Annotated in this window: 20 protein-coding genes and 1 tRNA gene; 7 read left to right on the forward strand and 14 right to left on the reverse strand. The window is 69.0% G+C overall.

Annotation, left to right across the window (positions count from 1 at the left end; translation table 11 throughout):
• Nucleotides 1-28: 28 nt before the first annotated feature.
• Genes thrC through argS form a run of 4 tightly spaced genes read right to left on the reverse strand, consistent with a single transcriptional unit; the run spans nt 29 to nt 5,512 of the window.
• Nucleotides 29-1,120 carry a threonine synthase gene (gene thrC, locus B9C99_RS21770; protein ID WP_088899312.1) on the reverse strand — a complete coding sequence of 364 codons (1,092 nt, stop codon included), beginning with the start codon at nt 1,118-1,120 and terminating at the stop codon, nt 29-31.
• A complete protein-coding gene (locus B9C99_RS21775; RefSeq protein ID WP_016693794.1) occupies nt 1,117-2,403 on the reverse strand; it encodes a homoserine dehydrogenase in 1,287 nt (428 codons plus the stop codon). The genes thrC and B9C99_RS21775 overlap by 4 nt, the downstream gene beginning before the upstream one ends.
• A 38-nt stretch (nt 2,404-2,441) precedes the next feature.
• Entirely contained in the window at nt 2,442-3,863 is a 1,422-nt protein-coding gene (lysA, locus tag B9C99_RS21780) for a diaminopimelate decarboxylase (protein WP_088899313.1), read from the reverse strand.
• Nucleotides 3,860-5,512: an arginine--tRNA ligase gene (argS, locus tag B9C99_RS21785; RefSeq protein WP_016693792.1), complete on the reverse strand. Its 1,653-nt coding sequence runs from the start codon at nt 5,510-5,512 to the stop codon at nt 3,860-3,862. Before argS ends, lysA begins: the two co-directional genes overlap by 4 nt.
• A 155-nt stretch (nt 5,513-5,667) precedes the next feature.
• Here argS and B9C99_RS21790 point away from each other — a divergent pair, with 155 nt between their 5' ends.
• From B9C99_RS21790 to B9C99_RS21800, 3 genes are all read left to right on the forward strand, one after another.
• Nucleotides 5,668-6,489 (forward strand): DUF3105 domain-containing protein, encoded by an 822-nt coding sequence (locus tag B9C99_RS21790; protein ID WP_088899314.1) that lies wholly within the window; start codon nt 5,668-5,670, stop codon nt 6,487-6,489.
• A gap of 2 nt (nt 6,490-6,491) precedes the next feature.
• Nucleotides 6,492-7,205, forward strand: coding sequence for a DUF305 domain-containing protein (locus B9C99_RS21795; protein ID WP_088899315.1), 714 nt, complete (start codon nt 6,492-6,494; stop codon nt 7,203-7,205).
• Nucleotides 7,206-7,326: 121 nt separating this feature from the next.
• Nucleotides 7,327-7,402: transfer RNA gene (locus tag B9C99_RS21800), tRNA-Arg, on the forward strand.
• Between the two features lie 122 nt (nt 7,403-7,524).
• Here B9C99_RS21800 and B9C99_RS21805 read toward each other — a convergent pair.
• The 6 genes from B9C99_RS21805 to B9C99_RS21830 form a co-directional block, all read right to left on the reverse strand.
• Entirely contained in the window at nt 7,525-7,884 is a 360-nt protein-coding gene (locus B9C99_RS21805; RefSeq protein ID WP_088899316.1) for a limonene-1,2-epoxide hydrolase family protein, read from the reverse strand.
• Nucleotides 7,881-8,879 (reverse strand): MBL fold metallo-hydrolase, encoded by a 999-nt coding sequence (locus B9C99_RS21810; protein ID WP_088899317.1) that lies wholly within the window; start codon nt 8,877-8,879, stop codon nt 7,881-7,883. The genes B9C99_RS21805 and B9C99_RS21810 overlap by 4 nt, the downstream gene beginning before the upstream one ends.
• Before the next feature lie 52 nt (nt 8,880-8,931).
• Nucleotides 8,932-10,113, reverse strand: a complete 1,182-nt coding sequence (locus B9C99_RS21815) for a 3'(2'),5'-bisphosphate nucleotidase CysQ (RefSeq protein WP_088899318.1) — start codon at nt 10,111-10,113, stop codon at nt 8,932-8,934.
• Nucleotides 10,110-11,945: an adenylyl-sulfate kinase gene (gene cysC / locus B9C99_RS21820; protein ID WP_088899319.1), complete on the reverse strand. Its 1,836-nt coding sequence runs from the start codon at nt 11,943-11,945 to the stop codon at nt 10,110-10,112. The genes B9C99_RS21815 and cysC overlap by 4 nt, the downstream gene beginning before the upstream one ends.
• Nucleotides 11,945-12,877: a sulfate adenylyltransferase subunit CysD gene (gene cysD / locus B9C99_RS21825; RefSeq protein WP_088899320.1), complete on the reverse strand. Its 933-nt coding sequence runs from the start codon at nt 12,875-12,877 to the stop codon at nt 11,945-11,947. Before cysD ends, cysC begins: the two co-directional genes overlap by 1 nt.
• A gap of 115 nt (nt 12,878-12,992) precedes the next feature.
• Complete coding sequence (locus B9C99_RS21830; RefSeq protein ID WP_088899321.1) at nt 12,993-13,934, reverse strand: IclR family transcriptional regulator; 942 nt, start codon at nt 13,932-13,934, stop codon at nt 12,993-12,995.
• 82 nt (nt 13,935-14,016) lie between these two features.
• On the opposite strand from B9C99_RS21830, the gene B9C99_RS21835 reads away from it, so the two are divergent.
• From B9C99_RS21835 to B9C99_RS21850, 4 genes are all read left to right on the forward strand, one after another.
• Nucleotides 14,017-15,183, forward strand: a complete 1,167-nt coding sequence (locus tag B9C99_RS21835; RefSeq protein WP_088899322.1) for a hypothetical protein — start codon at nt 14,017-14,019, stop codon at nt 15,181-15,183.
• On the forward strand, nt 15,180-15,971 hold the full coding sequence (locus B9C99_RS21840) for an SDR family oxidoreductase (protein ID WP_088899323.1): 792 nt from the start codon (nt 15,180-15,182) through the stop codon (nt 15,969-15,971). Before B9C99_RS21835 ends, B9C99_RS21840 begins: the two co-directional genes overlap by 4 nt.
• Nucleotides 15,972-15,983: 12 nt before the next feature.
• The gene (locus tag B9C99_RS21845; protein WP_088899324.1) at nt 15,984-17,132 is read left to right on the forward strand and encodes a sulfotransferase; all 1,149 of its coding nucleotides are present in this window, start codon (nt 15,984-15,986) and stop codon (nt 17,130-17,132) included.
• A 72-nt stretch (nt 17,133-17,204) separates the two neighbouring features.
• A complete protein-coding gene (locus B9C99_RS21850; RefSeq protein WP_006552564.1) occupies nt 17,205-17,732 on the forward strand; it encodes a MarR family winged helix-turn-helix transcriptional regulator in 528 nt (175 codons plus the stop codon).
• Nucleotides 17,733-17,806: 74 nt separating this feature from the next.
• Here the strand turns inward: B9C99_RS21850 and B9C99_RS21855 are convergent, their stop codons facing one another.
• The 4 genes from B9C99_RS21855 to B9C99_RS21870 are packed head-to-tail and all read right to left on the reverse strand — an operon-like array spanning nt 17,807 to nt 21,700.
• The gene (locus tag B9C99_RS21855; RefSeq protein WP_006552563.1) at nt 17,807-18,583 is read right to left on the reverse strand and encodes an enoyl-CoA hydratase; all 777 of its coding nucleotides are present in this window, start codon (nt 18,581-18,583) and stop codon (nt 17,807-17,809) included.
• On the reverse strand, nt 18,580-19,488 hold the full coding sequence (gene mmsB / locus B9C99_RS21860) for a 3-hydroxyisobutyrate dehydrogenase (RefSeq protein ID WP_088899325.1): 909 nt from the start codon (nt 19,486-19,488) through the stop codon (nt 18,580-18,582). Before mmsB ends, B9C99_RS21855 begins: the two co-directional genes overlap by 4 nt.
• On the reverse strand, nt 19,485-20,549 hold the full coding sequence (locus B9C99_RS21865) for an enoyl-CoA hydratase/isomerase family protein (protein ID WP_088899326.1): 1,065 nt from the start codon (nt 20,547-20,549) through the stop codon (nt 19,485-19,487). The genes mmsB and B9C99_RS21865 overlap by 4 nt, the downstream gene beginning before the upstream one ends.
• Complete coding sequence (locus tag B9C99_RS21870; RefSeq protein ID WP_088899327.1) at nt 20,546-21,700, reverse strand: isobutyryl-CoA dehydrogenase; 1,155 nt, start codon at nt 21,698-21,700, stop codon at nt 20,546-20,548. Before B9C99_RS21870 ends, B9C99_RS21865 begins: the two co-directional genes overlap by 4 nt.
• Nucleotides 21,701-21,703 lie beyond the last annotated feature (3 nt).

Genomic DNA, 21,703 nt, shown 5'->3' on the forward strand with positions numbered 1-21,703 from the left:
CCCAACGGAGGAAGGCGTGGCGGTCAACTCAGGCCAACTCGAGCGCGGAGGCGACCGCGACCGGGTCGACCGGGATGGGCTCGACCACGGGCACGTCGCGCAGGGCCGTATCGGGATCCTTGAGACCGTTGCCGGTCACGGTGCACACGACCTTGAGGCCGCGCTCGAGCCAGCCTTCCTTGCTCGCGGCGAGCAGGCCGGCGATGGACGCGGCCGAGGCCGGCTCGATGAAGATCGACTCGGACTTCGCGAGCAGCCGGTACGCCTCGAGGATCTCCTCGTCGGTCGCCGCGCGGAACGCGCCGTTCGACTCCTCCTTGGCGGCCACCGCGCCGTTCCACGATGCGGGGGCACCGATGCGGATGGCGGTCGCGATGGTCTCGGGATCCTTCACGGGATGGCCGAGGACGAGCGGTGCGGCACCGGCCGCCTGGACACCGAGCATGCGCGGGCGGCGCGTGCTGAGGCCGTCGGCCGCGTACTCGCTGTAGCCCTTCCAGTAGGCCGTGATGTTGCCGGCGTTGCCGACGGGCAGGATGTGCACGTCGGGAGCATCGCCGAGCGCGTCGACGATCTCGAAGGCCGCGGTCTTCTGGCCCTCGATGCGCACCGGGTTCACCGAGTTGACCAGACCGATGGTGGAGAACTCGGCGGTGGTCTTACGGGCGAGTTCGAGGCAGTCGTCGAAGTTGCCCTCGACCTGGACGATCTTCGCGCCGTGCATGACGGCCTGGGCGAGCTTGCCCATCGCGATCTTGCCCTGCGGCACGAGCACCGCGCAGCCGATACCGGCGCGGGCGGCGTAGGCGGCAGCCGACGCGGAGGTGTTGCCGGTGGAGGCGCACAGCACGGCCTGCTTGCCGGTCGCGAGGGCCTCGGTGACCGCCATGGTCATACCGCGGTCCTTGAAGGAGCCGGTGGGATTGAGCCCCTCGACCTTCACGTGGACCTCGCAGCCGGTGATCTCCGACAGACGCGGAGCCGGGAGCAGCGGCGTGCCACCCTCGCGCAGCGTGACCGTCTTCCAGTCGTCACCGATCGGCAGGCGCGAACGGTACGCCTCGATCAGGCCCGGCCACGGCGTGTGCACGGGGGTGGTGTTCTTCTCGGCCGCGCTCATTCGGCGGATCCCTCCAGTCTCAGGACGCTGGTCACAGCGATCACGGATTCGAGTTTGTCGAGCGCTGCGACGGTATCCGCCAGCGCACGGTCGGTGGCCTGATGGGTGAGTACCACCAGACGGGCAGCGTCGCCGGCGCCTTCCTGGCGGACCGCTGCGATGCTCACGCCCCGCGTGGCGAACTCGGCGGCGACCGCGGAGAGCACGCCGGCGCGGTCGGCGACCTTCAGATTGACGTAGTAGCGGGTGAGGATGTCGCTCATGGGCGCGATCTCCAGCTGCGCGTACTTCGACTCACGCGGACCACGACCACCCTGCACCCGGTTGCGGGCGGCCATCACCAGGTCGCCCATCACGGCGGAGGCGGTGGGGGCGCCACCGGCACCCTGGCCGTAGAACATGAGCCGGCCCGAGGACTCCGCTTCGACGACGACGGCGTTGAACGCGCCGTTGACCGAGGCCAGCGGATGCTCGCGGGGCACGAGCGCCGGGTAGACCCGGGCGGACACGCGGTCCTTGCCGTCGGCGGACGGGACGCGCTCGCACAGCGCGAGCAGCTTGATCGTGCAGTTGAGCGCGCGCGCCGAGGTGAGGTCGGCGGCGGTGATCGAGGAGATGCCCTCGCGGTAGACGTCGGCGGCCGTCACGCGGGTGTGGAAGGCGATCGACGCGAGGATCGCCGCCTTCGAGGCCGCGTCGAAACCCTCGACGTCGGCGGTGGGATCGGCCTCGGCGTATCCGAGGCGGCCGGCCTCGGCGAGCGTCTCGCCGTAGTCGGCGCCCGTCTCGTCCATGGCCGAGAGGATGTAGTTCGTGGTGCCGTTGACGATGCCGACGACCCGGTTGACCTTGTCACCCGCGAGCGACTGGGTCAACGGACGGATCACCGGGATCGCGCCGGCCACGGACGCCTCGAAGTACAGGTCGACGTTGCGGGCCTCGGCCACCTCGGCCAGTTCGCCGGTGTAGGCGGCGAGCAACGCCTTGTTGGCGGTGACGACGGACTTGCCGGCGTCGAGCGCCGTGCGCACGAGCTTGCGGGGCAGTTCGATGCCGCCGATGAGTTCGACGACGATGTCGACGTCGTCGCGGCGGATCAGCGCCTCGGCGTTCGTCGTGACCAGTTCCGCGGGAAGACCCCGGTCGCGGGCGGCGTCGCGCACGGCGACGCCCCTCAGCTCGAGGGGTGCACCGATGCGCGCCTCGAGATCCGCGGCGTCCTCGCGGATGATCCGCGCGACCTCGGCACCGACGGTGCCGTGCCCGAGAACCGCCACACCCACCGGACGCCGGCCCGAAGCATCGGTCGCCGTTGCACTGGTCACTCCGAAACCTCCAAGTTGAGCAGATCTTCGACGGTCTCGCGGCGCAGCAGAACGCGCGAGACACCGTCCTTGACCGCCACGACGGCGGGGCGAGGCAGCAGGTTGTACCTGCTCGACATCGAGTAGCAGTATGCACCCGTCGCCGCGACCGCCAGTAAATCACCGGCTGCGACGTCGGCGGGCATCCAGGCGTCGCGGATGACGATGTCGCCGCTCTCGCAGTGCTTGCCGACGACGCGCGAGACCACCGGCTCGGCGTCGCTCACGCGGGAGACGAGACGCGAGTCGTACTCCGCCTGGTACAGCGACGTGCGGATGTTGTCGCTCATGCCGCCGTCGACGCTGATGTAGCGGCGGACGTGCCCGGAACCGACCTCGACGTCCTTGAGGGTTCCCACCTCGTAGAGCGTCACCGTGCCCGGCCCGGCGATGGCGCGGCCGGGTTCGACCGCGAGGGTCGGGGCCGGCAGCCCGACGAGCGCGGACTCGGTGCGGACGATGTCGTTGAGCTTCGCGGCGAGATCGGCGACCGGCGGCGGGTCGTCGCTCGGCACGTACGAGATGCCGAGGCCACCACCGAGGTCGACGATGTTCATCTGCGAGGTCTTGTCGACACCGAACTCGGCGACGATGTCGCGCAGCAGGCCGATGACACGGTGGGCGGCCAGTTCGAAGCCGTCGACGTCGAAGATCTGCGAGCCGATGTGGCTGTGCAGACCCACGAGGCGGAGATTGTCGGCGGCGAAGACGCGGCGCACGGCCTGCATCGCGTTGCCGCCGGCGAGCGAGAGCCCGAACTTCTGGTCCTCGTGCGCGGTGGAGATGAACTCGTGGGTGTGGGCCTCGACGCCCACGGTCACGCGGATGAGCACGTCCTGGACGACACCGGCCTCACCGGCGACCGCGTCGAGCCGGTCGATCTCGGCGAGCGAGTCGAGCACGATGTGCCCGACCCCGGCGGTCACGGCGGCCTGCAGTTCGCGGACGGACTTGTTGTTGCCGTGCATCGCGATCTTCCCGGCGGGGAAGCCGGCGTGCAGGGCCACGGCGAGCTCACCACCGGACGCGACGTCGAGCGAGAGCCCTTCCTGGTGGACCCACCGTGCGATCTCGCTGCACAGGAACGCCTTCGACGCGTAGTGCACCTTCGCCGACGGGCCGAAGGCCTCCGCGATCTCCCGGCAGCGGGAACGGAAGTCGTCCTCGTCGACGACGAACAGCGGGGTGCCGTACTTCTCGGCGAGCTCGGTCACCGGGATGCCGGCGATGCGCATGACGCCGTCCTCACCGCGCGACGCGTTGCGCGGCCACACGTGCGGGGCGAGCCCATTGAGCGCCGCGGCGTCGGCGGGGCGTTCGGGCAGGTTCGGGGCGTGCGGGATCTGGGCGTGGCGCGGTCCCGCCGGATGCGCGTTCACATCCGCTCCGGGGCGCTGACGCCGAGCAGGCCGAGGCCGTTGGCGAGGACCTGACGTGCGGCCGCGCACAACGCGAGTCGCGCGGTGTGCAGCGGGCCGGCCTCCTCGTCGCCCTGCGGCAGGATCCGGCAGGCGTCGTAGAAGCGGTGGTAGGTGCCCGCGAGTTCCTCGAGATACCGGGCGACGCGGTGCGGTTCACGCAGTTCGGCCGCCTTCGCGAGCACTCGGGGGTACTCGCCGAGGGTGCGGATGAGGTCGCCCTCGCGCTCGTGGGTGAGCAGTGCGAAGTCGGCGCCCTCGGTGGTCAGGCCGAGATCGGCGGCGTTGCGCGCGATCGACGACAGTCGCGCGTGGGCGTACTGCACGTAGTAGACCGGGTTCTCGTTCGTGGTGCTGGCCCACAGTTCGAGGTCGATGTCGATGCTCTGGTCGACCGACGACCGCACGAGCGAGTAGCGCGCGGCGTCGACGCCGATCGCTTCGACGAGGTCGTCGAGGGTGATGACGGTGCCGGCCCGCTTGCTCATCTTCACGGCCTCGCCACCGCGGACAAGATTGACCATCTGGCCGATCATCACCTCGACGGTGTCGGGGTCGTCACCGAAGGCCGCCGCGGCGGCCTTGAGGCGCGCGATGTAGCCGTGGTGGTCGGCCCCGAGCATGTAGATGCACAGGTCGAAGCCGCGCGAGCGCTTGTCCTGGAAGTAGGCGATGTCGCCGGCGATGTAGGCGGCGTTGCCGTCGGACTTGATGACGACGCGGTCCTTGTCGTCGCCGTAGTCGGTGCTCTTGAGCCACCAGGCGCCGTCTTCGAAGTACAGGTTGCCCGACGCCTTGAGCGTCTCGACGGCCTTGTCGACCGCTCCGCTCTCGAAGAGGGAGTTCTCGTGGAAGTACACGTCGAAGTCGACACCGAACTCGTGGAGGGTGCGCTTGATGTGCGCGAACATCAGGTCCACGCCGATCGAGCGGAACGTCTCGTGCCGCTCGGCCTCGGGGAGTTCGAGGGCGTCGGGGCGCTGCTCGAGCACGGAGGAGGCGATGTCGACGATGTACGCGCCGGCGTAGCCGTCCTCGGGGGCGGGCTGTCCGAGCGCGGAGGCGATGAGCGACCGGGTGAAGCGGTCGATCTGCGCGCCGTGGTCGTTGAAGTAGTACTCGCGGGTGACCTCGCCGCCCTGGGCGCTGAGGATGCGTCCGAGCGCGTCGCCGACCGCGGCCCAGCGGGTGCCACCGAGGTGGATCGGGCCGGTGGGGTTGGCGGAGACGAACTCGAGATTGATCTTCGTGTTCGCGAGGTCGCTGCCGTTGCCGTAGGCGGCGCCCTCGGCGAGCACCTTCGCCACGATCGCTCCCTGGGCGTCGGCGGCGAGCCGGATGTTGAGGAATCCGGGGCCCGCGACCTCGGCGGAATCGATGCCGTCGGCCGCGGTCAGGGCCTCGGCGAGCCAGGTGGCGAGTTCGCGGGGATTGACGCCGACCTTCTTCGCGACCTGCATCGCGACGTTGGTCGCGTAGTCGCCGTGCTCCGGATTGCGCGGGCGCTCGACGGTGAGGGTCTCGGGAAGAACGGACGCGTCGAGACCACGGTCGGTGAGGACACCGGCGGCGGTTCCGCGGAGCAGCTGAGCAAGGTCGGAGGGAGTCACAGGTGTCCATCCTATTGGCTGGTCGATCGCGGCGCCGACGCTCCCCCTACCGGCAGCTCCGGGCACCGCGCGAGAGCACGCCCGTAGAGTTGTGGGTGTTTGTGCGCCCGATGGGCGCGCGTCCGCCTGTCCACCCGTCGAAAGAGCACACAGCGATGCCCAGCGGTTCGGTTAGTGGCGGCTCCGGTAACAAGAAGACCGGAGCCAAGTCGTCGAAGGCCATTCAGGCCGCCAAGAAGAAGAGCGGCGGCGCTCGCGGGGTCCCCGCGCAGCGTCAGATCCCGTGGTTGACGATCGGCGGCGTGGCCCTGGTCGTCGTGCTGGTCGCCGTGATCGCTGTGAGCCTGATCCCGAAGTACCAGAACCAGCAGGAGATGTCGGCGTGGACGCCGTCGGAGTCCAACCAGGACCCGTCGGACGACATCGAGGGCGTGCTGAAGATCGAGTATCCGGCCGGTGTGCACGTCGCGCCGGGCCAGCGCGTCGCCTACGACCAGTCGCCGCCCTTCGGTGGCCCCCACGACTCCGTCTGGGCGACCTGCACCGGAACGGTCTACGAGCAGCCGGTCCGGACCGAGAACATGGTCCACTCCCTCGAGCACGGCGCCGTGTGGGTGGCCTACAACCCCGATCTGCTCGACGACGCCGCGGTCGACACGCTGCGGCAGAAGGTCGACGGCCGCACCTACACGCTGATGTCGCCCTACCCGGGCCTCGACACCCCGATCGCGCTGCAGTCGTGGGGTCACCAGCTCAAGGTCGACAGCGTCGACGACGAGCGCATCGACCAGTTCATCAGCGCGCTGCGCCTGAACCAGTACACCTATCCCGAGGTGGGTGCGAGCTGCTCGACGATCCCCGGCTCGTTCGATCCGGCGAACCCGCCGCCCTTCGACGCCTCCGAGCCCGGCCCCGACGCGGTGCCGATGAACGGGGAATCCATCGGCGACATGCAGCAGGCACCGGCCGGGAGCTGACGATGAGCGAAACCTCCTCGGACATCTCCACCACCGAGCGCGGTGGGCACAACCGGCTGCTGCTGGTGCTGCTCACCGTCGCCGCGGTCGCCGTCGGCTTCCTCGCGGGGTTCCTGTCCCGGATCCCCTTCGAGGACTCCGCGCAGGCGGCGCCGGAGGCCGGTTCGGTGGACGTCGGATTCGCGCAGGACATGATCGTGCACCACGACCAGGGCGTCGAGATGGCCGCCGTGGTGGTCTCCAATTCGGAGGACGATCGGATCCGCAACATCGCGTACGACATCCTCACCACCCAGCAGAACCAGATCGGTCAGATGCAGGGCTGGTTGTCGCTGTGGGGACAGCCGGCGCTGCCGACGGGCGAATACATGGAGTGGATGACCGAGACGGAGACGGGTCACGGCCACGGCGGTCACGGCGCGACGACAGAGTCCGAGGATTCGGACGGCTCGCACCTGATGCCGGGCATGGCGACCTCCGAGGATCTCGCGAATCTCCGGGCCGCTCGCGGTCCCGAACTGGACGTGCTCTTCCTCCAGCTGATGCTGCGCCACCACGAGGGTGGTCTGCCGATGATGGAGTACGGCGAGCAGTACGCGAGCACCTCGGCGGTGCGCAATCTGGCGGGCACGATGGTCGCCACACAGCAGGGCGAGTCGGATCTGATGAGGTCGCTGCTCGCCGAGCGCGGCGCCGAACCCCTGCCCCTCAACTGAGCCACCGATCGGGTGAAATCGCGACTTCGGACCGAAAACCGGCTCTGACCTGGCGATGTGGAGTTGAGCGCTCGATGCGCTAGGCTAACTCCCGCACCTCCGGTCATCCGGTGGTCCGGATGCCCTCGTAGCTCAGGGGATAGAGCGCTTGCCTCCGGAGCAAGAAGTCGCAGGTTCGAATCCTGCCGAGGGCACCACGAAGGCCCCGCTTCTCACGAAGCGGGGCCTTCGGCGTTCCGGTGACTCTGCGGAAGCCTTCGGCATTCCCGGTGACTCCGCGGAAGCCTTCGGCGTTCCCGGGCTCGGTGGCGGGTGCCCGTCAGTTGCCGGTGAAGGGTGTGGGATCGAAGTAGTCGCGGCAGGCCGCGATCTTCCCGTCCACGATCTCGAAGACGCCCGTGACGGGCAGTTCGATCGTCCGGCCGTTCATCGTGAACACATCGGTGCGTTCGTTGAGCACGACGTTGCCGGAGACCGCCTGATGGTGGATGCGGTAGTCGATCGCCCCGAAGGACGTCACGAAGCCCGCGATGTACTCCTCGATGGCCGCGCGGCCGCGGATCGGTTCCATCGGGATGTTGTGGAAGACGGCGTCGTCGGCGAAGAAGGCCGCGAGTTCGGCAGGATCGGGATCGGCCCAGCGCCGGCAGAACTCGGTGACCAGCTCCTCGGGGCTCATCGGGTTTGCACGCGCGCGAAGCGGGCGGGTTCCGTACCGGGCACGCGACGGACCCGTCCCCGCTCGATGAGCTGCCGGACGTGCGCCGATCCCTCCGCGAGCGCCATCCGCTTGCCGTGCAGGGGGGTCTCGTCCCACGGCCGGTACCAGCGCATCCGGGCGGTGGCCTCCCACAGCGTGAGCTCCTCGTCGCCGAAGGCGTCGTAGAGATCGTCGAGGCGCTGGTCGTGGTGGGCGATCAGTTCGCCGACGCGGTGCGGCAGGTCGTCGATCTGCTGCCGGTGCGCGGGCAGTGCGCGTCGCACGGGCAGGTCGGCGACCGCACGCAGCGAGTCGAGGTACTCCCCCAGCGCGTCGCGTTGCGGCAGAGGGAAATCGAACTCGCCGACGTGCGGGGTCGTGGTCGCTAGGACGTGGTCGCCGCTGAACAGCACACCGTGTTCCTCGAGCAGGAAACACGCGTGGCCGGCCGTGTGACCGGGGGTCAGCACGGTGCGCAGTGACCGCCCCGTCAGCGGGATCGCCTCGTCGGCACCGAGTTTGCGGTCGGGCAGCGCGTCGGGACGGCCGACCGCCGGTACGAGGGTGGCGAGCGATTCCTCGATCGTGTCCTCGGGTGCCCCGGCGCGGCGCAGCAGATCGGCTTCCTGAGGACGGCGGTCGTCGTCGGAGAGCATGACCTCGAGGTGGGCGAAGTCGGCCTCGTTCATCGCGACCCAGCAGCCGGAGGCCTCCCGGATGCGCCCGGTGAGCCCGACGTGGTCGGGGTGGAAATGGGTGACCACCACGCCCTCGACGTCGGTGACCGACAGGCCGGCGGTGGCCAGGCCGTCCTGCAACGCTGCCCACGACCGGTCGTCGTTCCAGCCGACGTCGACGAGGACGACGCCGCGCGGGGATTCCATCACGTAGACCTGGGTGTCGCCGACGGGTAGGTCCGCCACCGGGACGGGAACGACGTGGATGCCGTCCCCGATGTCACGCGCTTCGGCCATGGTGATGCCTCTCGGTCATGGTGACTTTCTTTCGAAAGCTACAACAATGAATTCAACTATTACCCTGCGCGGGCTCGATGATCGCGACGATCGACCTGATCTCCCCCGCCGGGATGTCGAAGTGCTCCGTCACCGCGACCGACATCTCCGCGCTCGGGCCCGCCGCGATGTCCAGGACGAACCGCGCGACGACACTGTGGTGCCATTCGCGGAACTGCAGGTCGCGGACACGGCGGATGGGCCGGTATTCCGGGCCGTTCTCGAGGCGGTCGCGGATCTCGATGCCGCTGTCGCCGGTGCGCTCCCCGTTCTCGACCCGCCAGGCGTCCTCGGCGAGCCGGACGTGGGACGCGTCGTGACTGACCAGGGATCGGATGTAGGCGCGTGCCATCGCGACCCGAGGGCTGTCGGTCGGCCCGGTGGCGTGCACGGCCAGCGCGGACATCACCTCCGGCGCCCAGTGGGCGCGGCAGATCACCAGGTCGGGCAGATACGGATGCGGCCGGTTGTATTCGAGTTCGCTGCCGTCGATGCGGGCGCAGTGCAGACCCGCGGCACGCGCGACCGCGACCGGTGCCGCCGAATCCCACTCCCACTGACCGCCCGCGTGGATGTAGGCGTCGGCCTCCCCGCGCACCACCGCCATCGCCTTGGCACCGGCCGAGCCCATCCGGATCAGGTCGGCACCGAGATCGCGGGCCAGATCGAACACGAAGGCGGGCGGCCTGCTCCCGCTGATGACGATGCGGGGGCGGCGACGGGCCGGCCGCGGCGGCGGCACCGGATCGGCGGTGCTGTGGACGAGGCCGATCGCCGGTTGCGCGACCGCGGCGGCGGTGAGCCCTCGTCCTGCCTCCCAGAGCGCGATGTGGACCGCCCAGTCGACATGGTCGGGCATCCCGTACTCCTTCGACCCGTCGAGGGGGTCGATGATCCAGACGCGGTCTGCGCCGACCCGCGCCGGATCGTCCGCGGATTCCTCCGAGAGCACCGCGTCGCCGGGTCGCGCGGACGCCAGCCGTTCGAGGATGTACGTGTTGGCGGCGTGATCGCCGCGCCGGCCCAGCTCGCGCCCGGTGAGGGCATCCGATTCGATGGCGCGGACCGTGAGCAGCAGTTCACCTGCGCCGGAAGCCGTCTCGGCTGCGAGTCGGGCGTCGTCGCCCCCGGCCGCGGGTCGAGCGTCGTCGCCCCCGGCCGCGAGGCGGGCATCGTCGCTGTAGTCGTGCGTCATGTCCTCAACAATTCCACGACGAGGCCCGCCTGCACGGCAGGCGTGCCGTCGTGGGGGCGCACGACCAGTTCGGGATCCGACGGTGGTTCGTAGGGATCGTCGACGCCGGTGAAGCCGGTGATCTCGCCGGCGCGTGCCCGCGCGTACATGCCTTTCGGATCGCGGGCCTCGCAGTCGGCGAGCGGGGTGTCGACGAAGACCTCGACGAAACGGATCCCGGCCTCCTCGTGCTGGCGGCGGATGCGGCCGCGGTCCTGTCGGTAGGGGCTGATGAGCGCACAGATCGCGACGAGTCCGGCGTCGGCCATCAGTTGTGCGACCGCGCCGACGCGGCGGACGTTCTCCGCGCGGTCCTCGGGGCCGAAGCCGAGGTCGGCGTTGAGGCCGTGCCTGAGGTTGTCGCCGTCGAGGCGGTAGGCGGGGATGCCTTCGGCGAGCAGTCGTCGTTCGAGTTCGACGGCGAGGGTGGACTTGCCGGAGGCGGACAGCCCGGTGAGCCACACCGTCGCCCCGGCTCTCCCCCGTTCGGTCCGCGAGACCGCCGCCGAGTGCCAGACCACCCGGCTGTCCGCCAGCGTCGGCCCGGTGATCATCCCGGCCGCGACGGTGTTGCCGGTGCGTTCGTCGACGAGCACGAAGCTTCCGGTGGTGCGGTTGCGCCGGTAGGGGTCGAACAGCAGCGGTTGTTGCGTACTCAGTTGCACGCGGCCGATCTCGTTGAGGCCGAGCGTCGTCGCGGCCTCGTCGCGGTGCAGGCTGTTGACGTCGAGCCGGTAGTCCAGCCGCGCGACCCGCGCGGTGGTCGAGCGGGTGGTGTGCAACAGAGCGTAGCGGGCGTCCGGGTCGAGTGCGGAGCGTTCGTCGAACCAGCACACCATGGCGTCGATCTCGTGCCCGACGAGTGGACGGTTGTTGGGGCGGCACAGCATGTCACCGCGTCCGACGTCGAGGTCGTCCTCGAGTTCGACGCACACCGCCGCACCGGCGAAGGCGTGCTCGAGTTCCGTTCCGCCCGGCCCCCACAACGTCCGTACCCGTGTTCCGAAACCGGAAGGGAGAACGACCACGTCGTCGCCGGGTGCGAATCCGCCGGCGGCGACCGTTCCGGCGTAGCCGCGGAAGTCGCGGTGCTCGCTCTCGCCCGGGCGGATCACGTACTGCACGGGCAGTCGCGCGTCGATGAGGTTGGTGTCCGACGCGATGTGGACCTGTTCGAGGTGATGCAGCAGCGAAGTCCCCTCGTACCACGGCATGTTCGCGGTGCGGGAGACGACGTTGTCGCCGTGCAGCGCGGAGACGGGAACGAACGCGAGGTCGGGCATGTCGAGCTTCGCCGCGAAATTCCGGAATTCGTCGCAGATCTCGTCGAACCGGCTCTGCGACCAGTCCACCAGGTCCATCTTGTTGATGCACAGCACCACGTGCCGCACCCCGAGCAGCGACGCGAGGAAGGCGTGCCGGCGGGTCTGCTCGACGATGCCGTGGCGGGCGTCGACGAGGACGAGTGCCAGGTCGGCGGTGGACGCCCCGGTGACCATGTTGCGCGTGTACTGCTCGTGACCGGGAGTGTCGGCGATGACGAATGTTCTGTGCGCCGTGGCGAAATAGCGATAGGCGACGTCGATCGTGATGCCCTGTTCGCGTTCGGCGCGCAGGCCGTCGGTGAGCAGCGCGAGATCGGCGCGGTCGGCGCCGCGGTCGAGGCTCGTGCGGGTCACCGCCTCGAGTTGGTCCTCGAAGACGGCCTTCGAGTCGAACAGCAATCGGCCGATCAGCGTGGACTTGCCGTCGTCGACGCTGCCGGCGGTGGCGATGCGCAGCAGGCGGGACATCAGAAATAGCCTTCCCTCTTGCGGTCTTCCATCCCGGCGTCGGAGATCCGGTCGTCCGCCCGCGTCGCGCCGCGTTCGGTGACCCGGCTGGCGGAGACCTCGGTGACTACCTCGTCCGCGGTGGTGGCGGCGGATTCGACGCAGCCGGTGCACGTCGCGTCACCGACGGTGCGGAACCGGACGAGGCTCTCGCGCGGGGTCTCCCCGGGGAGGAGGGTGAGAAAGCGGGAGTGTGCGAGCAGCATTCCGTCGCGCTCGATCACCGGACGCCGGTGGGCGTAGTACAGGGACGGCAGGTCGACACCCTCGTCGCGGATGTACCGCCAGATGTCGAGTTCGGTCCAGTTGGACAGCGGGAAGACCCGCATGTGTTCGCCGCGGCGGTGCCGGCCGTTGTACAGCTGCCACAGTTCGGGTCGCTGCGCCTTCGGGTCCCACTGCCCGAACTCGTCGCGCAGGCTGAAGACGCGTTCCTTCGCGCGGGCCTTCTCCTCGTCGCGACGAGCACCCCCGAAGACGGCGTCGAATCCCCCTTCCTGCAATGCGCGCAGGAGGGTTCCGGTCTGCAGCCGGTTGCGGGTCGCGTGCGGTCCGTCGTCCTCGACGGCACGCCCGGCATCGATGTCGTCCTGCACCGAGGCGACGATCGACCGGAGTCCCAGGCGCTCGACGGTGCGGTCGCGGAAGTCGATCACCTCGTCGAAGTTGTGCCCGGTGTCGATGTGCAGCACGGGGAACGGCAGCGCCGCGGGCCAGAACGCCTTGGCCGCGAGGTGGAGCATGACCGCGGAGTCCTTGCCACCCGAGAACAGCAGGACGGGACGGGAGAAGGTCGCGGCGACCTCGCGGAAGATATGCACGGACTCGGCTTCGAGCGCACCGAGCAGCGAAAGTTCGTAGATCGGTGGTCGTTGCGGTGGCACCGTGGTCACTCGTGCCCCTCTCACCCGGCTCGGTACACATGTGTACCGATGCGGTCGAAGATTACTCCGTAACAGTAGAACGAGTTTCAATTCCAGGTCAACGGGTAGTCTCCGCAGCGCTCCGTCAGCGCGCCGGCCGGCGTCCGCCGAGATCCGCGGTGATCGCATCCGCGACCGCCACGAGCGCCGCACCGCACCGCTCGATCCCGGCCGCGTCCACCTCCCGCTCGAGGTGCAGCGTGAGCACGAGCGACTGGTGGCCGTCGGGATCGTAGGCCGGGGCGGCCATGAGGTTGACCGCCCGCTCTTCCCCCGCGGCGAAGGCGTCGGGCAGCAGCACGCGCTCACCGGGGCTCGCCACGAGTTCCGCCAGCATCTCCCGCATCTCGGGCGCGAGATCGTGCGAGACCACCCCGGCCATGAGCGCGTAGAGGCGGCGGCCGCCGGGCGTGAGGGACTCGGCCAGATAACCCGTCCGGCGACATTCGGTGACGATCCGCCACAGGTCGTCGCGGTCCACGGTGACCGGCAGGGTCGGCTCTCGCCGCAGCCACTGTTCGATGCGCTCGTCGGTGTCCCACAGCACGTACATCAGCCCCACCGGGGGTGCGAAGGGATAGACCTCCCCCACACGCGCCGCCGCGGCCGTGCCGTGGCCACCGACGACGTCGAGCACCGCGATCCGGTCGCCGACGACCGCCGACGCGGAGCACATCACGCCGAACTCCTCGGCGAGTGCGGCGAGATGACGGTGCGCGACCGGCCCGGACGCGAAGCCGCGCTGGGCGGCGCGTCCCGCGACGATCAGCGCCGGACCGAGCCCGTAGGTCTTGTCGACGGGGTCGCGGATCAGATAGCCGGCGTCGGCGAGGACGGTGAGGATGCCCAGACAGGTGGGCTTGCTCAGGTCGAGTTCGCGTGCCAGTTCCGACAGTCCGAACCGGACGCCGGGTCGCGCGACGAGGTGGTCGAGGACCTGCACGACGCGTTCCGTGGGTGGCGACCGGCGGGCTGCTCCCGCCCCGGCGGTGGACTCTCCGAGCGTTCCGGTCTCGCGACGAGCCATTGACCCTCCCTGGAACACGTTCTACTCTCAGCGCAACGGAAGACTACCGCAGCGGTACATATTTGGACCACAGGAGATCGCAGTGCTCACCGATCCGCTCACCGCGGCGATAGCCGAGGCCGAGAAACTCGTCGCCACCGCCCCGCACATCCGCACCGAACAGGACCTCGTCGAGGGATACGGATATCTGGCCGGTGGGATCTCGGCGTGCGTGCACGCCACCTTCGCGTACAGCCGCTCCCATCCGGTCTTCGTCACCGGCACCGGTCCCTACGCGAAGATGGGCCTCGACAATCCCGACACCCTCTACTGGGGCGCGTCGATCCGCGACGACGCCGAGTACGTCGTCACCGGGCGCCGCGGCACGACCTGCGATCTCAGCTTCCAGGTGCTGGCCGGCAACTACACCGATGCGGAAGTGCCCGGCAACGTCACGGCCTTCGACGACCGCGCACTGAACATCGCCGACGACGGCACCTTCGAGGTGCGATTCGGACCCGGCCCGCGCGATCCGGAACGGAACTACTTCCCGCTCGCGCCCGGCTCGTCGCAGCTCGTGGTCCGCGAGGTCTACAGCGACTGGACGCAACGCCGCGGCACACTGAGCATCCACCGGCTCGACAGCCTCGGCACCCCGGCTCCCGAACCCACCCACCAGGACGTGGTCACCCGTTACGAACGTGCCGGTCGCGCGCTGGTCTCGCGGGTGAAGACCTGGCTGCAGTTCCCCGAGTGGTTCTACCTGAAGCTGCCGGTGAACACGGTGACCGAGCCGCGCCGCACCCCCGGCGGCCTGGACACGCAGTACTCGTCCGTCGGGCACTACGAACTCGCCGACGACGAGGCGATGGTCCTGACCCTCCCGGCGAGCGACGCGCCCTATCTGGGCTTCCAGATCGGCAGTCTCTGGTACATCTCCCTGGACTACATCCACCACCAGACCTCCCTGAACAACAGTCAGGCGCAGGTCGATCCCGACGGCATGGTCCGGATCGTGGTCTCGGCTCGCGATCCGGGGCTGACGAACTGGGTCGAGACCCTCGGCCGCAGCCGCGGGATCCTGCAGTTCCGCTGGCAGCGCCTCGATCGCGAACTGACCGCGGCCGACGGCCCGACCGCCGAGGTGGTGCCGTTCGATCGGCTCCCCGAGGTCCTGCCCTTCCACGATTCGAATCGCATCACACCCGAGGCGTGGGCGCAGCGCATCGCGGAGCGCCAGCGGGGCGTCGCCGATCGGATGCTCGCATGAGCGCGGCAGCGGGACTGCTCCGCGACCGCGTCGTCGTGGTCTCCGGTGTCGGTCCGGGACTGGGGCGCACGCTCGCGCTGCGGTGCGCCGAACACGGCGCCGACGTGGTGCTTGCCGCCCGGACCCGGGAGCGGCTCGAGAAGGTTGCAGCGGAAGTCGAGAGCACGGGCCGCCGGGCACTGGTCGTGCCCACCGACATCACCGACGACGAGTCCGCCGCCGCACTCGTCGAGGCGGCGGTCTCGGAGTTCGGGCGTGTCGACGTGCTCGTCAACAACGCCTTCTCCGTTCCGTCGATGAAGCCGTTGGCGCGCACCGACTTCCAGCAGATTCGCGACAGCGTGGAACTCACCGTCCTCGGCGCGCTGCGGCTCACACAGTTGTTCACCCCCGCCCTCGCCGAGTCGGCCGGCGCGGTGGTCAACATCAATTCGATGGTGCTGCGTCACTCCCAGGAACGTTACGGCAGTTACAAACTCGCGAAGTCGGCGTTGCTGGCGATGTCGCAGTCCCTGGCGACCGAGCTCGGACCGCAGGGAGTTCGAGTGAACTCAGTTGCACCGGGGTACATCTGGGGTCCGATTCTGCAGGGGTACTTCGAACACCAGGCGGAAAAGTACGGCACCACCGTCGAACAGATCTACGAGCACACCGCCGCCGCTTCCGATCTGAAGCGTCTCCCGACCACCGAGGAGATCGCGGATGCGGTGATCTTCCTGGCCTCGCCGATGGCGTCGGCGATCACCGGCCAGTGCCTCGACGTCAACTGCGGCGAATACCACCACTGAACGGGACAGCACATGAGCGAACGCACCACCGTCGGCACCGTCGAGGATCTGCACGCCTCCGCGACCCGTTTGACGGGCCTGACCGGTTTCGGCGACGACGACTACCGTGACGGGCTCGGGATCCTGCTCGAATCGTATGCGCGGGACGAGAAGCTCACCCCGCTCGGCAGCAAGATGTCGCGGGTCTTCCTGCGCGGCGCCCTCGTGGCGCGGTTGCTGTCGGAATCGGCCTGGGCCGCCCATCCCGAGCACGCCGACGTCCCGATCACCCGGCCGATCTTCGTCACCGGCCTGCCCCGCACCGGCACGACGGCACTGCACCGTCTGCTCGCTGCGGATCCCGCCCATCAGGGACTCGAGATGTGGCTGACCGAGATGCCGCAGCCCCGGCCGCCCCGCGAGACCTGGGCGGAGAACCCGGTCTTCGCCGGTATCGAGGCCGGGTTCGCGCAGCACCACATCGAGCATCCCGAATTCATGGGTGTGCACTACATGTCGGCCGCCGAGGTCGAGGAATGCTGGCAGCTTCTGCGCCAGTCGTTCCGCTCGATCTCCTACGAGTGCCTGGCCCACCTGCCCACCTACTCGCAGTGGCTCGCGGAGCAGGACTGGACGGCGGCCTACGCCCGGCACCGGAGGAACCTGCAGCTCATCGGGCTGCCGGACGCCGACAAGCGGTGGGTGCTCAAGAATCCCAGCCACCTGTTCGCACTGGACGAACTGCTCACGGTGTATCCGGACGCGCTCGTCGTCGTCACCCACCGCGATCCGCGCACCGTGATCCCGTCGGTGTGCAGCCTCGCAGCGCAGGCCACGGAAGGATGGTCCGAAGCGTTCGTCGGCGAGACGATCGGGCGCAGCCAGCTCGACCTCTGGGCACGGGGTTTCGATCATTTCACCGAGGTGCGCCGCCGGCACGATCCCGCCCGTTTCGTCGACGTGGACTACCGGGATTTCGTCGCCGATCCGCTCGGCACCGTCGGCGGCCTGTACGACCGGTTCGGTCTGCCGTTCACCGCGGAAGCCGAACGCGCGATGGCCGACCTGCACGAAGAAAGCCGCAGCGGGGCAAGGAAACCCGCGCACCGGTACACGCTCGAGGAGTTCGGGCTGAGTGTGGGCGAGGTCGACGAGCGTTTCCGCGACTACGCGTACCGCTGAACCCGGCACGAAAGGCACCGGAAACCGGTGTGCCCTGGCTACCTGGGCGTTCGTCCGTGGGATGATGGAGGCATGCCCGCACCACTCCCCCTCGACCCCATCGCCGAAGCCCACCGCCAGTGGACCGCCCACGGCTGGGGCGAAGTCGCCGACGGCATGGCCGCGGTCACCTCGGTGATGCGGGCGCAGCAGATCATGATGGCGCGGGTCGAGGAGGTACTCAAGCCCTTCGGCCTGACCTTCGCCCGCTACGAACTGCTCACGCTGCTGCATTTCACCAGGTCGGGGGCGTTGCCGATGGCGAAGGCCAGTGCGCGCCTGCAGGTGCACCCCACCAGCGTCACCAACGCCGTCGACCGCCTCGAGAAGGCCGGACTGGTCCGGCGTACCCCGCATCCGAGCGATCGACGGGCCACGCTCATCGAACTCACCGACGAGGGACGGGCATTGGCGATCCAGGCAACCGAGAAGCTCAACACGGAGGTCTTCGCCCGGCCGGGTATCCCCGAGGAGCACATCGACACACTGTTGCGCATCATCGCGACGATGCGGCACGACGCCGGCGACTTCGACACCGGCGGTGCGCCTTCCAAGTGGTGAGGCGCGAGAGACGGCCGAGAAACGAGGAGGGCCGCCCCGTTCGGGGCGGCCCTCCGTCGTACAGATGGTGCGGATCAGGCGTGCTTGAACTCCGGCGCGCGCTTCTCGACGAAGGCCGCCATGCCTTCCTTCTGGTCGGCGGTGGCGAACGTCGAATGGAACACGCGGCGCTCGAACTTCACGCCCTCGGCCAGCGTCGTCTCGAAGGAGCGGTTGACGGCCTCCTTCGCCATGATCGCGACGGGCAGCGACATCGACGCGATGGTCGTCGCCGTCTCGAGTGCCACGTCGAACAGTTCGGCGGCAGGAACGATGCGCGAGACGAGTCCGGCGCGCTCGGCCTCCTCGGCGTCCATGTTGCGGCCGGTCAGGCACATGTCCATGGCCTTGGCCTTGCCCACGGCGCGGGTCAGGCGCTGCGATCCACCGATGCCGGGGATGACGCCGAGCTTGATCTCGGGCTGACCGAACTTGGCGGTGTCGGACGCGATGATGAAGTCGCACAGCATCGCCAGCTCGCAACCGCCACCGAGCGCGTAGCCCGACACCGCGGCGACGATCGGCTTGCGGACGGACGAGAGCCGATCCCACTGCGAGAACAGGTCTTCCGCGTAGACCTCGGCGAAGGTCTTCGGAGCCATCTCCTTGATGTCGGCGCCGGCGGCGAACGCCTTCTCCGAGCCGGTGAGCAGGATCGCACCGATCTCGTCGTCCGCGTCGAGTTCCTCGACGGCGGCGACGACCTCACGCATCAACTGGCTGTTGAGGGCGTTGAGCGCCTTCGGCCGGTTGAGGGTGACGATGCCGACGCGGCCCTTGCGGTCGAGCAGGATGGTCTCGAAATCGGTCACTGGCTGTCCTTCGCGGTCGAGCGGTCTCGGATGTCGGTGATGATGGCGGAGAAGTCGAGTCCTCCACCACCCTCGGTGTTGAAACGATGGTAGAGCTCGGCTGCACGCAGTCCGAGTTCGGCCTCGACACCGTTGGCCCGCACCGCGTTCGCGGCCAGTCCGAGATCCTTGTCCATGAGCGCGGCCGCGAAGCCCGGCTGGTAGTCGTTGTTCGCGGGGGTGGTCGGGACGGGGCCCGGCACCGGGCAGTTGCTCGTCAGCGCCCAGCACTGACCGGACGCGTTGGACGCGACGTCGAACAGTGCCTGGTTGTCGAGGCCCAGCTTCTCGCCGAGGACGAACGCCTCGCTGATGGCGATCATCGAGATGCCCAGGATCATGTTGTTGCAGATCTTCGCGGCCTGGCCGTTGCCCGACCCGCCGCAGTGGACGATCTTGCGTCCCATGGCCTCGAGCAGCGGCTTCGCGGTGGCGAAATCGTCCTCGCTGCCACCGACCATGAACGCGAGGGTGCCTGCGGCGGCACCGGCGACACCGCCGGACACCGGGGCGTCGACAGCACGGTGACCGGCCTTCTGAGCCTTCTCCGCCGCCGCGCGGGCGTCGGCGACGTCGATCGTCGAGCTGTCGACGAACAGCGTGTTCGCCCCGGCCGCGGGCAGGATCTCGTCGTACAGGTCGAGGACGAGCTTGCCGTTGGGCAGCATGGTGATCACGACCTGGGCGCCGCGCACCGCGTCGGTCGCGGCCTCGGCGACGGTGATGCCGTTCTTCGTGGCCTCTTCCTGCGCAGTGGGGACCGGGTCGTAACCCGTGACGGTGTAGCCGGCGCGGACGAGGTTCGCGGCCATCGGCCCGCCCATGTGTCCGAGGCCGAGGAAGGCGACGGTGGGAAGTTCACTCATCGGTCGTTCTCCTTGGGAGCGGCGAGCCCGAGTTCGAGATCGCCGAGCGGCTGGAAGTAGGCGTCGACGTCGGCCTCGGTGACATCGGCGAGGGTCGCCGGCGACCACTGCGGGTTGCGGTCCTTGTCGACGACCTGTGCGCGGATGCCCTCGACGAGGTCGTGCGACTTCAGCGAGGCGGTCGAGACCCGGAACTCCTCGTTCAGCACCTCTTCGAGGCTGCCGAGCTGCCGGGCGTGACGCAGCGACCGCAGGGTCACCTTCAGTGCGACAGGCGATTTCGCGAGCACCTGGTCGGCCGTCTCGCGTGCCTCCGGAACATCGGAGGCCTGGAGGCGTTCGACGATCTCCTCGACGGTGTCGGCGGAGTACGCCGCGTCGATCCACTCGCGCTGTGCGAGCAGCGCCGATTCCGGTGCGGGCTGAGAGTATTCGGCGAGCGCGTCCTCGAGCGAGCCGGATTCGAGTGCGGCGACGAACTTGTCGAGCGACTCGGACGGCAGGTAGTGGTCGGCGAAGCCCAGAGCGACAGCGTCGCCGGCCTTCATCCGTCCGGTGGTCAGCGCGATGTGCGTGCCGATCTCGCCGGGCGTGCGCGAGAGCAGATAGGTGCCGCCGACGTCGGGAACGAATCCGATTCCGGTCTCGGGCATCGCGATGCTCGAGCGTTCGGTGACGATCCGGACGTTGCCGTGCGCCGAGATCCCGACGCCGCCGCCCATGACGATGCCGTCCATGATCGCGATGTACGGCTTCGGGTAGCGACCGATGGCAGCGTTGAGGATGTACTCGTCGCGCCAGAAGTCCTGCGATCCCGTGCCGCCGTCCTTGGCGTCGTGGTAGATCGAGACGATGTCGCCACCGGCGCACAGACCGCGCTCACCGGCACCGCGCACCAGCACGGCACGCACCGAATCGTCGTTCTCCCACGCGCTCAGGGCCTTCGACATCTCGAGGACCATGGCGTGGTTGAGGGCGTTGATGGCCTTGGGCCGGTTGAGCGTGATACGGCCGATGCCGTCCTTCACGTCGATGATGATCTCGGGTTCCTGCCCGGTCATGCCGCTCCGTTCTGCGCTGCGGCCACCACGCTCCGCGCGACGACCACCCGCATGATCTCGTTGGTTCCTTCCAGGATCTGATGCACGCGCAGGTCGCGCACGATCTTCTCGATCCCGTACTCGGCAAGGTAACCGTATCCGCCGTGCAACTGCAGCGCCTCGTTCGCGACCTCGAAACCGGTGTCGGTGGCGAAGCGCTTGGCCATCGCGCACAGCTCCACGACGTCGTCGGCGCCGCGGTCGAGCGCGTCGGCGGCACGCCACAGCATCGTGCGTGCGGCCTCGAGTTCGATCCGCATGTCGGCGAGGCGGAACTGCAGCGCCTGCGAGTCGAGCAGCCGCTCGCCGAAGGCCTTGCGCTCGGCGAGGTAGGCGACCGCCCGGTCGAGGGCGGTCTGGCCGCCACCCACCGAGCACGCGGCGATGTTGATGCGGCCGCCGTTGAGACCGTGCATGGCGATTCGGAAGCCGCCGCCCTCGGTGCCGAGGAGGTTCTCGGCGGGCACGCGGGCGCCGTCGAGGATGACCTGGCGGGTGGGCTGCGCGTTCCAGCCCATCTTCTTCTCGTTGGCACCGAAGGACAGCCCGGGGGTGTCCTTCGGGACGATGAACGCCGAGATACCGCGGGCGCCGGTGTCGCCGGTGCGGGCCATGACCACGTAGACGTCGGACGTGCCGGCTCCGGAGATGAACTGCTTGACCCCGGTGAGCACGTACTCGTCGCCGTCACGAACGGCCTTGGTACTCAGGGCCGCTGCGTCGGATCCGGCGCCCGGCTCGGTGAGGCAGTAGCTCGCGAGGTGCTCCATCGTGCAGAGCTTCGGGATCCACTGCTTGCGCTGATCGTCGTTGCCGAACTTGTCGATCATCCACGTGACCATGTTGTGGATGGAGATGTATGCGGCGATGGACGGGCAGCCCTTCGCGAGTTCCTCGAAGATGCGGACGGAGTCGAGGCGTCGCAGCCCCGATCCGCCCACGTCCTCGCGGACGTAGATCCCGCCCATGCCCAGTTCGGCGGCCTTGCGCAGCACGTCCACGGGGAAGTGCTTGCTCTGGTCCCATTCGACCGCGTTCGGGGCCAGATATTCGGTGGCGAAGTCGCGGGCGGTGTCGCGGATCGCCCGGTCGTCGTCGGTGAGAACGAACATCGA

Source organism: Rhodococcus sp. BUPNP1 (genome assembly GCF_002215235.1).
Lineage (GTDB): Bacteria > Actinomycetota > Actinomycetes > Mycobacteriales > Mycobacteriaceae > Rhodococcus.

Bases quoted from the DNA above. Each gene is read 5' to 3' on its own strand.
- B9C99_RS21845 (WP_088899324.1), top strand. From the start codon at position 15,984: ATGAGCGAACGCACCACCGTCGGCACCGTCGAGGATCTGCACGCCTCC.
- thrC (WP_088899312.1), bottom strand. From the start codon at position 1,120: ATGAGCGCGGCCGAGAAGAACACCACCCCCGTGCACACGCCGTGGCCG.
- mmsB (WP_088899325.1), bottom strand. From the start codon at position 19,488: ATGAGTGAACTTCCCACCGTCGCCTTCCTCGGCCTCGGACACATGGGC.
- B9C99_RS21795 (WP_088899315.1), top strand. From the start codon at position 6,492: ATGAGCGAAACCTCCTCGGACATCTCCACCACCGAGCGCGGTGGGCAC.
- B9C99_RS21850 (WP_006552564.1), top strand. From the start codon at position 17,205: ATGCCCGCACCACTCCCCCTCGACCCCATCGCCGAAGCCCACCGCCAG.
- B9C99_RS21870 (WP_088899327.1), bottom strand. From the start codon at position 21,700: ATGTTCGTTCTCACCGACGACGACCGGGCGATCCGCGACACCGCCCGC.
- B9C99_RS21830 (WP_088899321.1), bottom strand. From the start codon at position 13,934: ATGGCTCGTCGCGAGACCGGAACGCTCGGAGAGTCCACCGCCGGGGCG.
- B9C99_RS21840 (WP_088899323.1), top strand. From the start codon at position 15,180: ATGAGCGCGGCAGCGGGACTGCTCCGCGACCGCGTCGTCGTGGTCTCC.
- B9C99_RS21815 (WP_088899318.1), bottom strand. From the start codon at position 10,113: ATGACGCACGACTACAGCGACGATGCCCGCCTCGCGGCCGGGGGCGAC.
- B9C99_RS21865 (WP_088899326.1), bottom strand. From the start codon at position 20,549: ATGACCGGGCAGGAACCCGAGATCATCATCGACGTGAAGGACGGCATC.
- cysC (WP_088899319.1), bottom strand. From the start codon at position 11,945: ATGTCCCGCCTGCTGCGCATCGCCACCGCCGGCAGCGTCGACGACGGC.
- B9C99_RS21810 (WP_088899317.1), bottom strand. From the start codon at position 8,879: ATGGCCGAAGCGCGTGACATCGGGGACGGCATCCACGTCGTTCCCGTC.
- B9C99_RS21805 (WP_088899316.1), bottom strand. From the start codon at position 7,884: ATGAGCCCCGAGGAGCTGGTCACCGAGTTCTGCCGGCGCTGGGCCGAT.
- B9C99_RS21790 (WP_088899314.1), top strand. From the start codon at position 5,668: ATGCCCAGCGGTTCGGTTAGTGGCGGCTCCGGTAACAAGAAGACCGGA.